7 protein-coding genes are annotated in these 13,895 nt (G+C 72.8%); 5 read left to right on the plus strand and 2 right to left on the minus strand.

Features of this window, described 5'->3' with window-relative positions:
• Positions 1-27 precede the first annotated feature (27 nt).
• The gene (locus KQY30_RS24705; protein ID WP_217308700.1) at positions 28-5,112 is read right to left on the minus strand and encodes a hypothetical protein; all 5,085 of its coding nucleotides are present in this window, start codon (positions 5,110-5,112) and stop codon (positions 28-30) included.
• On the minus strand, positions 5,109-6,011 hold the full coding sequence (locus KQY30_RS24710; RefSeq protein WP_217308701.1) for a DUF4132 domain-containing protein: 903 nt from the start codon (positions 6,009-6,011) through the stop codon (positions 5,109-5,111). The genes KQY30_RS24705 and KQY30_RS24710 overlap by 4 nt, the downstream gene beginning before the upstream one ends.
• A gap of 150 nt (positions 6,012-6,161) precedes the next feature.
• Here KQY30_RS24710 and KQY30_RS24715 point away from each other — a divergent pair, with 150 nt between their 5' ends.
• The 5 genes from KQY30_RS24715 to KQY30_RS24735 all read left to right on the plus strand — a co-directional run bounded on the left by KQY30_RS24715 (position 6,162) and on the right by KQY30_RS24735 (position 13,884).
• On the plus strand, positions 6,162-7,091 hold the full coding sequence (locus KQY30_RS24715; protein WP_217308702.1) for a sirohydrochlorin chelatase: 930 nt from the start codon (positions 6,162-6,164) through the stop codon (positions 7,089-7,091).
• 151 nt (positions 7,092-7,242) lie between these two features.
• Positions 7,243-8,538 carry a deoxyguanosinetriphosphate triphosphohydrolase gene (locus tag KQY30_RS24720; RefSeq protein ID WP_217308703.1) on the plus strand — a complete coding sequence of 432 codons (1,296 nt, stop codon included), beginning with the start codon at positions 7,243-7,245 and terminating at the stop codon, positions 8,536-8,538.
• 341 nt (positions 8,539-8,879) lie between these two features.
• Positions 8,880-10,193 carry an NAD(P)/FAD-dependent oxidoreductase gene (locus tag KQY30_RS24725; RefSeq protein WP_217308704.1) on the plus strand — a complete coding sequence of 438 codons (1,314 nt, stop codon included), beginning with the start codon at positions 8,880-8,882 and terminating at the stop codon, positions 10,191-10,193.
• Positions 10,194-10,259: 66 nt separating this feature from the next.
• Entirely contained in the window at positions 10,260-12,212 is a 1,953-nt protein-coding gene (gene dnaG, locus KQY30_RS24730) for a DNA primase (protein ID WP_217308705.1), read from the plus strand.
• Positions 12,213-12,708: 496 nt separating this feature from the next.
• Entirely contained in the window at positions 12,709-13,884 is a 1,176-nt protein-coding gene (locus tag KQY30_RS24735; protein WP_217311305.1) for an RNA polymerase sigma factor, read from the plus strand.
• Positions 13,885-13,895 lie beyond the last annotated feature (11 nt).

The following is a 13,895-nucleotide window of genomic DNA, read 5'->3' on the forward strand; positions in this document are numbered from 1 at the left end:
CCGCTGTCCCCGTTCCTGTCTCCGTCGTCATCGCCTGCCTCCTCGGCCGCCGCGGCCCCGGAACTCCTCGAACCCCGGTGCGTCGCCCGCCACGACCCGCTGCCACGCGGCCCGGTACAGCCCGGGCACCGGCCGGTCCGGCACCACGAAGCCCGGCCGGCCCCAGGGCACCAGCTCCGTCTTCCAGCTCTCCGACGGCAGCCTCGGTGTCTGCTGCTCCAGCCAGCCGCCGGGCAGGAAGAGCGTCCGCCCGGCCCGTGCCCGCTTGGCCTCCACCACCAGGTCGGTGGCGGCCAGTTCGGCCCGGGCCTTCTTCAGCCGGGCCGGCTTCCACCCCGTCCACGCGGCCTGGTGACGGTCGGTCGGGTCGGGCAGCGCGAGCAGCATCAGATAGAGCGCCGCCGCATCCTCCGACAGCCCGAACCGCTTCGCCGACTCGGCCACCAGCTCCGGGACGCTGTGGAGCGGATTCTGCGGTGCTCCCGGCGGGCCGTCCGCCGACACCAACTCCATGAACTCCTCGCTCAGCAGCGCCCGCAGCGCCTCCAGCGCCGGACCCGGGCCCGCCGTCGCCACCAGCAGCTTCAGATCCGGATGGTCCGGACCCCACTCGCCGGCCTCGTCCGAGCCGCCCGTCGGCAGCAGGGCCGAGGGCCGTACCCAGACCGAGTCCCAGTCCCGCCCGTACCGGGTCGGCGTCAGCACCAGCACCGGCGACAGCTCGACGATCTCCTTCTCGCCGCCCCCGCGCTTGGGCGTCAGCCCGTATGTCTCACGGAGCCGCGGTGACACGGCGTCGTACGCGGAGTCCCGGTCGACCCCCAGGTCGAGCAGCAGCCCGGGATCGGCCAGCCGCTCCCGCAGCATCCGCACCGTCATCGGCAGGACCGCGCGCAGCGGGTCGCCGTACGGCAGCCGGTACGCAAGCCAGCGCAGCGAGCCGACCACCGAGTTGAGCGAGGACCCGGTCGGCGCCAGGCGCGGATCCGCCGTCTCCAGCACGCCGTCGGCCATGCGCTGTTCGGTACGGCCCGTGAGCTGCGGTTGCCACTCGGGGTTGAGCGCGTCGTTCACGGCGGCGCCTGAGCCCTGCTCGGCCACCATCTGCCGGATCAGCCAGGGCGGGGTGGGCCGGCGCTTGCCGCGCGCCGCCGTCCAGGCGCCCACCAGCGGCTCCATCGCGAAGCCCGTGGTCCACAGATCCGCCACCCGCTCCGGCTCGCCGGGCAGCAGCAGGGCGGTGAACGCCCGCCGCTCCTGGACGCTCAGCGCGGTCAGCGTGCCGGCCGCCACCTGTGTCTCCGCGCTCTTGGCGCCCAGCGGCTCCAGATACTCGGCGACCAGCGCATCCCGGTCCGGGGAGTGGTCCAGCCCGGGGGAGCCGAGATGGAACAGTGCCCCGGCCGCCGGGGTGATCCCGACCCGCTCCGCGAAGTCCACCGCCCGCTCCGGCCGGTACGGCAGCGGCCCGCGCTCCCGTACCAGCTCCACCAGCCGCCGTACCGCCGGTGCCCGCACCGGGTCGTCCCCCGTGCCCAGCACCTCGGACTCGGTGATCAGGGTCCCGTCCCAGCCGCCGAACACCCCGGCCGGGTCGTACTCGACGCACTCCCAGTCCGCGTCGTCGTCCTCCACCCCCGCTTGGTCGAGGATCAGCAGCCGCCGGGCCCCCGCGTGCCGCGTCCCGCCGGTGAGCTCGGCCTCGGCGGAGCCGGGAATCCGCAGCTCCAGTAGGCGCAGCCGTCCGCGCGGGTCGATCAGGAGCGCGTCGCCGTTGCCGTCACTCCCACCGTCGGGCGTCCGCACCGCCAGCGCCGAGTCGAGGAACTCCAGGAGCGCGGTCCGGTGCTGGTCGGAGGTGACGGGGGAGGCGGCGCGCAGCGCGAGCGCCGCCATGCCGGCCCCGCACACGTTCATCCAATTCCCGCTCGCCTCCCGGAGAGCGACGGGTCCCGGAACGGCGTCCGCCGCCAGCACGCGGCTCAGCACCCGCATCTGTTCGAGGACCAGCGCGCTCTGCTTCGACGGCTGGTGGTAGTAGTAATACCGGTGCGTCTGACGGTTGAAGCCATGGAACGCCCTGCCCAGGACGCCGTCGAAGGCATGCTGGACCTTCGGTTCCGCGGGGTTCGAGCCCTGCTGGGCCTCTGCGGCCCGTTCGGCGAGGGTGCCGATCCGCCGGGCGTGGCGAGCCGCCTCGGCCAGTACTCCGGCGACCCCCGCCACCAGACGTGTATGAGTGATCTCCGGCAGCAGCTCGCGCACGGCCGCCTTCGCCGTCTTCCCCCCGGCAACGGCGGCCAGCAGCTTCCGGGCGTCCTCCTCGGTCACCGCGCGCAGCGCGGCGGAACCCCGCTCGTCACGCGGCCGCAGCGCGTGCCAGTAGGCCAGCGGCGCCACCAGCGGAGTGCCCTCCGCGTACACGCCACCGTGGCTGCCTTCCTCAACCTGCGCCAGGTGAAGGCCCTCCGCGTCGTGCAGGGCGAGCGAGGCCGCGAATCCGCGCGACTCCCGCAGGTGCAGCGCGGCCCCGCCGGGCAGCCGCAGCGGCGGTACGGGGAGACCGGAGCTGAAATGCTCCATCCGCGCGCCCGGCGGCACCGGCACGGCCGGACTGCGGCTTCCGTCCACCGAACAGGCCGTGAGCGTCCGCTCCTCGGGGTCATATGTCACCCACCAGCCGAGCAGTCCGTCCTTGGTACCGAACGGCGAGGATTCCAGGCCCGGTTGTACGGGAAGGAGCCGGCAGGCCCGCTCCAGCAGCCGTACTTCGCTGCCGGCCGGAACCGATTCCAGCGCCGAGTCGAAGAAGGCGGGCACCGAAATCCGGCCCCTGCGGGCCGACTCCGGGTCGTACTCCCACCACTGGTTCTCGTGCAGCACCCAGACGGAGATGCCGTCGGAGGCGACCTGGCGGCGCTCCCCGGCGAACGAGGTGTCCCCGGCGTACATCGGCCGGCCGCCGTAGCACCGGCCGCCGTCCGGCAGTTCGAGCGACGGCGTCTGGGCGTCGGTCCAGTGGTCGCGCAGCTCGCCCGCGGGCTTGAACACTTCGCCGGGACGGCCCGACCACAGAGCACGCCGCTCGTCCCCCAGACCGCTGGCGATCAGCCACTGGCCGCCCGCGTACCGGACCGTGGTCGTGTCCCAGGTCTGGGTCGGCTTCACCGGCAGGGGCAGGGTCCGCTGGTCGGTCACGGCGGTGGGCCCGACCGCCGCGACCTGGGTGTCGATCCGGACGAGCAGGGACGGCCAGGCGTCCCGTACCCGGTACCACTTCTCGTTGTGGTGGTAACGCTGCCCCGACGCCGCCCGGTTGACCTTGCCGAGTCCCGGCAGCGCCTCCTCCAGCGCGGGCCAGCCCAGCTCGTCGAGCAGACCCGCCCGCAGCGTCCTCGCCAGGGCGGGGGCGGGTGAGACCGCCGTGATCCTGGCCACCGCGTCGGGCGCCGTGGCCAGTACGGACGGCGCGGAGAACCGGGCCAGCCGCTCCAGCAGCCTGTCCATGCCGGGCAGTCCGAGGGGCCCCGACAGATCCTCGGCACGCTCCTCCAGCCAGCCCACCAGCGCACTGCGCAGAGCGGGGTGTTCGAGAACCTGGCTGAGCCGTTCGGCGGCGTCGCCGCCCTCGGCGAGCCTCTCCACGCCCATACGGACCAGCGGGGTGAACCGGGGGTCGGCGGCCAGCGCGGCCAGATCCCTGCGCCCCTCCTGCTCGTCGCCGAGCCAGTCGTCCAGATCCAGGCCCCGGCTCGCCTCGGGCGGATCGGCGACCGGCACTCCCCAGGCCAGACAGGCGTCCAGCAGATCCAGATCGGCCGTGACGCGCCAGCCGTGGCCGCCGAGCAGCCGTACGGGGGTGCCGTCGCCCACCAGCCGGTCCACCAGCCGCTCCACCAGGGCCAGTTCGGCGGCGAGCCGCTTGGAGGAACCCCAGCCGCGCTGCCGGTGCCTGGCCCAGGACGACAGCCACTCGGCCGCCGGAACCGTCCCGTCCACCAGCAGCTCCACCGCCCCGCACCGGTCAAGCAGGGCCAGCCAGGAGGCGTCGAACTGCTCCGGATGGTCGCCGCCCGCGGCCGGAAGCAGGGCCAGCAGCCGCTCCCGCACCGCCGGGTCGTCCGCCGCGATGGCGCTCAGCGCGGGCAGCGCCGACTTCCAGAAGCTCGCCGCCGCGCGGTTCATCGGCCCGGTGTGGATGATCTCCGCGAGCAGCGCCTGTTCCTCGGCCGCCGCGTCCAGGCCCGCGCTCTTCGCGAGGCGCCGCAGATCCTCCAGCATGCCCGCGTACGGGGCGAGCCCGGCCGCGCACCGCTCCAGCGAGACCGCCTTGAACTGTTCGTACGCCTCCTCGGCCGACAGCCGCTCGGTCAGCCCCTTGGCGTGCTCGCGCAGGGACTTGCCGGTCAGCGCTCCGGCCCCGGCGAACTCCAGGAAGACCTCGCGCAGCCGGTCCTCGTCCACCGCGAGCGCGTGCCGCTGCTCGGCAGCCCGTGCCTTGCCGAAGAACACGGACGCCTGCTGACGGGACTCGACCGCCAGGAAGAGCCGCGCCACCTGTTCGTAGAAGGTGGGCAGAAAATGCGGTACGGAACGGTCGAGGCGCTCGCCGATCTCGTCGAACCCCTCCTTCGCCAGACCCGGCTTGGTGGGGACGAGCCGGGCGAGCCGCTCCATCTCCTTGACCACGGCGAGCGCGTGATGCCCGTTCTCCGGGTCGTGCACCAGGGCCCAGGCGGGGAAGCCCAGCGACTGCCGCTTGACCCGGCCGACCTCGACCGCCTCCGCCGCGCCGAACCCCAGATACTCCAGGGCGAGATCCTCCGCCGCCCCGATAGCGCCGGGCACCAGCCGGACCACCGTCCGCTCGTCCAGGGCGGGATGGGCGTACGCGCGCGCCGTCAGCACATCGCCCCCGGCCCCCGCGGTGTCCCCGGAACCTCCAGCACTCCCGCGACCCGCAGCGCCGGCAGCCGCAGCGCTCTCGGCGCCACCGAGCGGCAGCACCGCGCCCGTCTCCAGCAGATCCCGCTCCCGGGCCTTCGCCGCCCGGGTCTCCCCGTCCCGCACTTCCGTGTCCGGCAGCGTGCCGCCCACCAGTCGACCGTTCACCGCGCCCCCTCCTCGTCGTTCTCGACCACACGGCCCGCGTACACCAGCGCGGCCATCCGCTCGCCCTCCGACCAGGCGACCGGCCCCACTTCGGCGAGCGGCAGTCGCCGCCCCGCCCCGTCACGCCACTCCAGCGAACCGGTCAGCGTCTCCCCGTCCGGATAGTCGTCCCCCACCCAGTACGCCGCCTCGACCTGCCGGCCCTCCTCCACCAGCGGGCAGACCGCATAGCCGCCGCGCACCCGGTAACCGAGTGAGACCGCCCGGGTCGTGGCATGCCGGAGCTGCGCGAACTTCCCATTGGCGTACGCACGCCAGTCCTGCGCCGCCGCGCTCCCGGGCGCGTCCGCGGCCGGCGCCGGCCGCCGCCACACCTCGCGGAACAACTGCTCGGCGCCCTGCTCCACACCCAGCTCGGCCGCGAACTCCCGCAGTTCCCCCAGGTCTTCGAGCAGCACCGGATGGGGTATCAGCACCGTCTCCACGGCGGCCGGGTCCAGCCGCACCGAGTCCCCGTCCAGATCGACGATCCCCAGCCCGCGCACCGGATCCGCGTCCCGCAGAAAACCCGCCCGCGCCGAGTCCGCCGAGCCGTCCCCGGCCACCGGCGCCACCACCAGATCCCGCAGCGCCGACTGCCACGCGGCGTCCGGCCACACCCGCGCCAGCAGTGCCACCGGCACCGGCAGCGAACGCACCAGCCAGGTGTCCACCTGCTCGCGGCACTCCCGCTCGTGCCGCTCCAGCCACTCGGCCAACTGCCGCAGCCGTACCACCTCGGCGTCGTCCTTGAGCTTCGACGGCACCTGTTTCAATGTGCGGCCCGCGGCATTGCGACACAGCACCCGCGTGCCGTCCAGCGCGACGGCATACCCGCCCGACGTCTCGATCCAGCCCATGGCAGGACCCCTCCCCGACCTTCCGGTTCCGAACGCTCATCACAGTAGGTGACGGGTCTGACAACGCTCGTCCGAAGCCTGTGAGGCTGTGGAAAACCTCCGTCACGGCCGCGCAACGGCCCGGCAACCGGGGCCCGGCAGGATCGCCCCATGACCATCCACGACCGGCCCGCGAACGACTTCGACAACCATGGATCCGCAGGTCCCAGCCTTGTCGTCGTCGCTCACGGCAGCCGCGATCCGCGCACCCGGGCGACCATCGCCACGCTCCTCGACCGGGTCCGCGAACTGCGCCCCGGTGTGGATGTACGCCTCGGACATCTCGGCATCGATGAGCCCCTGCTCTCCGACACCCTCGTCGGCCTGGGCACCGGCCGCGCCGTCCTCGTACCGCTGCTTCTGAGCCGTGGCACCCACATCAAGCGGGATCTGCCGGCCGCCCTGGCGTCCGCGCCCCGGCTCCACACCCGGATCGCCGCGCCGCTCGGCCCGCACCCCCTGTTGGTAGAGGTGCTCTACGCGCGATTGGCCGAAGCGGGCTGGCGAATGGACGCCACAAGCGAAAGCCGCGGTTCCGCCGACGCTCCGGCGGGTGCGGGTGCGGGTGCCGGTGCGGCCGCCGCTGCCGGTGGAGGCACGGGTACAGGCACGGGCACAGGTACAGGATCCGGTACGGGTTCCGCCGCCCGTACGAGACGAGGCGGCGCCGCGGTCGTCCTCGCCGCCGCCGGATCGCTCGACCCGGAATCCGCCGCGGACACCCGGCGTACCGCCGCGCTGCTCAGCGAGCGGCTCGGCGGTGTGCCGGTCGTCCCCGCCTACGCGTCCGCCGCCTCGCCGACCGTCCGCGAAGCCGTCCGCGCCCTTGCCGCCCGGGGTCACCACCGGACCGCTGTCGCCTCGTACTTCACCGCCCCCGGCCACTTCGCGACCCGCAGCGCCGCCGCCGCGCCCTGGATCGCCGCCGCCCCACTGGGCGCCCACCCGGCGATGGCCCGGCTGCTGCTCCACCGCTACGACCAGGCGCGGGACGCCCCGTACGACACGGCCCACCGCGACCTGGCCTCCGTCCGGGCCTGAGCCCAACAATCGAAGCCCGCACGCCGGCCGGCCCAACCTCCCGCACATCCCCCAATCCATCACCTTCCGCCACCTTTCTCACCAGTCCCGGGTAACCGCCTCGCTGCCCCTCGGACCCCCGTACGCCACCCGCTCCGGTTACCTTCGGTGCATGGCAGGCACAGCGGGCACATCGGGCACCTATGACGGAACGGCAACCGAACGCTGGGCACCCGAGCCCGACAAGCGTCCGGGCCGCACCGCCTTCCAGCGCGACCGCGCGCGCGTGCTGCACTCCGCGGCACTGCGCCGGCTCGCGGGCAAGACCCAGGTGGTCACCCCCGGATCGCGGAGCCAGGAGTGGGACGCCAGCCCGCGGACCCGGCTGACCCACTCCCTGGAGTGCGCGCAGGTCGGCCGTGAACTGGGCGCCGCGCTCGGCTGCGACCCGGATCTCGTCGAAGCGGCCTGTCTCGCTCATGACATGGGCCATCCGCCCTTCGGCCACAACGGTGAACAGGCCCTCAACGACTTTGCCGCGGACTGCGGCGGCTTCGAGGGCAACGCGCAGTCGCTGCGTCTGCTCACCCGGATCGAGCCCAAACGGTTCGTCCGCTTCGAGGAAACGGGCGACCTGGTCAGCGTCGGCCTCAATCTGACCCGCGCCACCCTGGACGCCGCCACCAAATACCCCTGGCCGCGCGGCGCCCACCCCACCCGGCCGGGCTCGCTGAAGTTCGGGGTGTACGAGGACGACCTGCCTGTCTTCGGCTGGGCACGCAAGGGCGCCCCGGGGGACCGTATCTGCTTCGAGGCGCAGGTCATGGACTGGTCCGACGATGTCGCGTACTCGGTCCACGACTTCGAGGACGGTCTGCACGCCGGCCATGTCGACCCCGCCGCGCTCTCCTCCGAGACGGAACGGCGTGGGATCTGGGCGGTGGCGATCGGACGTTATGTGCCACGGGACACCGATCCGGGGGAACTGTCCGCCGCGCTCGACCGCCTGATGGACCAGGAGTGGTGGCCGCGCGGTTATGACGGCTCCGCCGTCGCGCAGTCCCGCCTCAAGGACGCCACCAGCCAGCTCATCGGCCGGTTCTGTCTGGCCGCCGAGGCGGCGACGCGCGAGGCGTACGGTACGGGGCCGCTCACCCGGTACGGCGCGGAACTGGTCGTCCCGCGCGCGGCACGTCTGGAGTGCGCGGTCCTCAAGGCCGTCGCCGACCGCTATGTCATGCAGCGTGCCGAGCAGGAAGCGCTCCGCGCCGACCAGCGGATCGTGCTGGCGGAGCTGGCGGAGGCGCTCACCGCCCGCGCTCCGGAGGGCCTCGATCCGCAGTTCCGGGCGCTGTTCGAATCGGCCGGGGACGACCGGGCGCGCAAGCGGGTCATCGTCGACCAGATCGCGTCGCTCACCGACGCCTCGGCCCGCTCCCTGCACACGGGACTCACCGGCCGCGCCTGACGGACCTGCGTGCCTGACGGACCTGCGCGCCTGAAGGACCTGCGTGCCCGAAGGACCCGCGCGCCCGACAGCCGTGACGTGACGGACCTGGCAGAACCGAATCGGCCCGCTCCGCCCAGCCCCGTGCCCGCGCGCATCCCACGCGGCTCCCGCGCATCATGGACGGGTGACGCTCGTGGCCGGGCGACATGCGCCCCTCATGCCTCACCGCTCCAGGTCCGCGCCTGTACGAAGGTAGCCGGATCACGCAGTGATACATGCCCGTGGAGCGCTCCCTCTTTCGCCATCACGCTCCGTGCGGGAGGCTCGCAGATGGCGGCAGCGCGAAGAGGAGGCATCAAGTGGTCGACGCACATCAGACTTTTGTCATCGTCGGCGGTGGGCTGGCCGGGGCGAAAGCCGCGGAAACCCTTCGTTCGGAGGGTTTCACCGGCCGGGTGATCCTCATCGGCGACGAGCGCGACCACCCGTATGAACGTCCGCCGCTCTCCAAGGGGTATCTCACCGGCAAGGAGGGCAGGGACAGCGTCTTCGTGCACGAGCGCGCCTGGTACGCGCAGGCCGAGATCGAGCTGCACCTCGGCCAGACCGTCACCTCCATCGACCGCGATCTGCGGTGCGTGCACCTCGGCGACGGCACCTCCGTGCGGTACGACAAACTGCTCCTGACGACCGGCGCCGAACCGCGCCGGCTCGACATCCCCGGCACCGATCTCGCCGGAGTCCACCATCTGCGCCGGCTCGCCCACGCGGACCGGCTGCGCCGCACGCTGGCCGCCCTGGGCCGCGACAACGGCCATCTCGTGATCGCCGGCGCGGGCTGGATCGGTCTGGAGGTCGCGGCCGCCGCGCGCGGTTACGGCGCCGAGGTCACCGTCGTCGAGACCGCGCCGACCCCGCTCCACCATGTGATCGGCCCCGAGCTCGGGCAGCTCTTCACCGAACTGCACCAGGAGCACGGCGTACGGTTCCACTTCGGCGTCCGGCTCACCGAGATCACCGGCCAGGACGGCATGGTCCTGTCGGCCCGTACGGACGACGGCGAGGAACACCCCGCCCACGACGTGCTCGCCGCCATCGGCGCCGCCCCGCGCACCGCCCTCGCCGAGGCCGCCGGTCTCGATCTCGCCGACCGCGCCCTGGGCGGCGGTATCGCCGTGGACACCGCCCTGCGCACCTCCGACCCGGACATCTACGCGGCCGGTGATGTGGCCGCCCTGCCGGTCACCGGCTGGGGCGGGACGCTGTCCGTACCGCGCGTACGGGTCGAGCACTGGGCCAACGCACTCAACGGAGGCCCGGCCGCCGCCCGCGCCATGCTCGGCCAGGACGTCAGCTACGACCGCGTCCCCTACTTCTTCTCCGACCAGTACGACCTGGGCCTGGAGTACTCGGGATGGGCGCCGCCCGGCTCGTACGACCAGGTGGTGGTGCGCGGCGATGCCGGAAAGCGCGAGTTCATCGCGTTCTGGCTGAAGGACCGCAAGGTGCTCGCCGGGATGAACGTCAACGTCTGGGACGTCACCGAGGACATCCAGCGGCTGGTCCGCTCCGACGAGCCGCAGGACCCGGACGCCCTGGCCGACCCGGCCGTCCCGCTCGGATCCCTCGGTTCGCCCGGAGTCGGCGGGCAGGGCCGCACCCACCACGGCTGACCGGCGTCACCCCACGGCTGACCGGCATCGACCGGTCCGGCCCGTACGCCCCCGTAGTATTCACGCGTGGCAGGCAGGATCAATGATGACGACGTGAAGGCGGTGCGGGACGCCGTCCCGATCGACGCCGTCGTGTCCGACTACCTCCAGCTACGCAGCGCGGGCGGCGGCAATCTCAAGGGGCTCTGCCCCTTCCACGACGAGAAGTCCCCCTCCTTCCAGGTGAGTCCGGGCAAGGGTCTCTTCCACTGCTTCGGCTGCCAGGAGGGCGGGGACACCATCGCCTTCGTCATGAAGATCGACCATCTCTCGTTCTCCGAGACGGTCGAGCGGCTCGCCGCGCGCGCGGGCATCACCCTCCGGTACGAGGAGGGCGGCTACAACCCGGCGAGCCAGCGCGGCGAGCGCACCCGGCTGGTCGAGGCGCACAAGATCGCCGCGCAGTTCTACGCGGAGCAGCTCGGCGGCCCGGAGGCCGAGATCGGCCGTACGTTCCTGGCGGAGCGCGGCTTCGACCAGGCGGCGGCCGAGCACTTCGGTGTCGGCTACAGCCCGGCCGGCTGGGACCATCTCACCCGCTATCTGCGCGGCAGGGGCTTCACCGACAAGGAACTGCTGCTCTCGGGGCTCTCCCAGGACGGCCGCCGTGGCCCGATCGACCGCTTCCGCGGCCGGCTGATGTGGCCCATCCGCGATATCTCGGGCGAGGTGGTCGGCTTCGGCGCGCGCAAGCTCCGCGAGGACGACAACGGCCCGAAGTATCTGAACACCCCCGAGACCCCGATCTACAAGAAGTCCCAGGTGCTGTACGGGGTCGACCTGGCCAAGAAGGACATCGCCAAGTCCAGCCGGGCCGTGGTCGTCGAGGGCTACACCGATGTGATGGCCTGTCATCTCGCCGGGGTCACCACCGCCATCGCGACGTGTGGCACGGCCTTCGGCGGCGAGCACATCAAGATCCTCCGACGGCTGCTGATGGACAACGGCAGCGCCCGGGTGATCTTCACGTTCGACGGGGACGCGGCCGGCCAGAAGGCCGCGCTGCGCGCCTTCGAGGACGACCAGAAGTTCGCCGCCGAGACCTATATCGCCATCGCCCCCGACAACATGGACCCGTGCGACCTGCGGCTCGCCAAGGGCGACGAAGCCGTACAGGACCTGGTCGAACCGCGTACGCCGCTGTTCGAGTTCGCGATCCGCCAGATCGTCTCGCGGTACGACCTGGAGACCCCGGCGGGGCGCGCGGCGGCGCTGGACGAGGCCGCGCCGATCGTGGCGCGGATCAAGAACGGCGCGTCGCAGCACGAGGTCGCGGTCCAGCTCGCGGGGATCCTCGGGATCCTGGACACCCAGTTCGTGGTCGCGCGCGTGGCCCGGGTCGCGCGCTGGGCGCGCGACCGCGGCGGCAGGGGGCCGGCGCAGGGGCCGGGCGCGCGCTCCGGAGCGCAGACGCCCGAGAACCGGTCACAGCCGGGTGCGGCGGGACCCGGCGCGTACGGCCCCGGGTCCGCGGGACCGGCCGTGTCCGGGCCCGCGCTCAATCTGCGCAGCCCCGCCCACCGCACCGAGCGCGAGCTGCTGAAGCTCGCGCTCCAGCGGCCCGAACTGGTCTCCCCGGCCTTCGACGCGTACGGCGAGGACGAGTTCACCGCCCCGCCGTACGCCGCCGTACGCCGTGCCATAGCGGAGGCCGGCGGCGCCGAACAGGGATTGGCGTCCGCGCCGGAGTATCTGGCCCGGGTCCGCGAGGCCGCGCCGAACGACGCGGTGCGCGCCATGGTCACCGAGCTGGCGGTCGAGGTGTTCCACGGCAAGTCGATCGACGAGATCTACGCGGGCGAGCAGCTCGTACAGGTACGGCTGCGCGCCGTCGACCGGCGCGTCCGCGAGGTGACCGGCACACTGACCCGGCTCGGCACGCAGGCGGCGCCGGACCACCTCGCCGCCGTACAGAACGAGCTGTGGGTGCTCCAGCAGTACGGCCAGTCGCTCCGCGCCCAGGGCGCCGCCGCGCTCTGACGGGCGTGTCGGCAAGGCCGTGTCCGGTGGGGCAAGGCCGTGTCCGGCGGGCACCTCACCGTCGGCGCGTTCGCGCACTTACGCACCCCTGCGCACCCCCCTCGTACACCCTTCGCCCCCCTTGCGCGCCCCCCTCGGTAACGGCACGGTTACGCACGGGACGCAGAAAGTCATCGCACGCCCCTCGTGACAGCCATGTGTCGTACCCCACACTGGGGTGCGGTGCCTGAGTTCTTCCGGAGCGCGGCCGGCCTGCCGACGGTGGGCGCCTCACCCCCGCGGATCCGCTCATTGTGTACGGGACGGAGCAGGGCCCGGCCGCCTCCGTCCCGCTGCCGTACGCCCCCCGAACCGGCAGCGATCACCTTGGAGGTCGCCCCCCGTGCAGACCCAGACCCCGACTCCCACCCTGACCGTGCCACCGGACGTGCCCCCGAAGACGCCGCAGCAGGCGGTCCCGGACCTGGCCCCGGACCTGGTTCCGGCCGGGTTCGCGGTGGGCGTTCCGCCCCAGAGCCGCGCGGCGCACCACCCGGAGACGGCCGAGGCAGCCGCCCCGGATCCGCTCAGCGAGGGTGAAGGCCTTCTCCATGAACGCGAAGAACGCGAAAGCCCCCTGAGAGACGAATCGTTCCGCGAGCGCGAAGACTCCCTCCGCGAACACCCCCTCCGCGAAGAGCCCGTCCGCGAAGACCTCGTGGAACTGCCCGAGGAGAGCCCTCCGCCCCCGCCGCGCGGCAGCGCACGCGCCGACACCGGCGGCCCCTCCTCCGACCTCTTCCGCCAGTACCTGCGCGAGATTGGCCGCGTACCGCTGCTCACCGCCGTCGAGGAGGTGGACCTCGCCCGCCGTGTCGAGGCCGGTCTCTTCGCCGAGGAGAAGCTCAGCGGTGCCGCCGACCTGGACTCGCGGCTCGCCGTCGACCTGGACCGGCTCGTGGTTCTCGGCAGAATGGCCAAGCGCCGGCTGATCGAGGCGAATCTGCGGCTCGTCGTCTCGGTGGCCAAGCGCTATGTGGGCCGGGGCCTGACCATGCTCGATCTCGTCCAGGAGGGAAATCTGGGCCTGATCAGGGCGGTTGAGAAGTTCGACTACGCCCGCGGCTACAAGTTCTCGACATACGCGACCTGGTGGATCCGGCAGGCCATGTCCCGGGCACTCGCCGACCAGGCCCGTACGATCCGCGTCCCGGTCCATGTCGTCGAGCTGATCAACCGCGTGGTGCGGGTCCAGCGGCGGATGCTCCAGGAGCGCGGCTACGAACCGACCCCCGAAGAGGTCGCCGCCCAGCTCGACCTCACCGCCGAGCGGGTCACCGAGGTGCTGCGGCTCGCCCAGGAACCCGTCTCCCTGCATGCCCCGGTGGGCGAGGAGGACGATGTCGCGCTCGGCGATCTGATCGAGGACGGCGACGCCGCGTCCCCGGTCGAGTCCGCCGCCTTCCTGCTGCTGCGCGAGCACCTGGAGGCGGTGCTCTCCACCCTCGGCGAACGCGAACGCAAGGTGGTCCAGTTGCGGTACGGACTCGCCGACGGGCGGCCCCGCACCCTGGAGGAGATCGGCAGGCTCTTCGGTGTGACGCGGGAGCGGATACGGCAGATAGAGTCCAAGACCCTCAGCCGGCTCCGCGACCACGCCTTCGCCGACCAGCTCCGCGGCTACCTGGACTGAACAGCCGGAAG

The sequence above is a fragment of the Streptomyces sp. GMY02 genome (assembly GCF_019056675.1).
Classification (GTDB): domain Bacteria; phylum Actinomycetota; class Actinomycetes; order Streptomycetales; family Streptomycetaceae; genus Streptomyces; species Streptomyces odonnellii.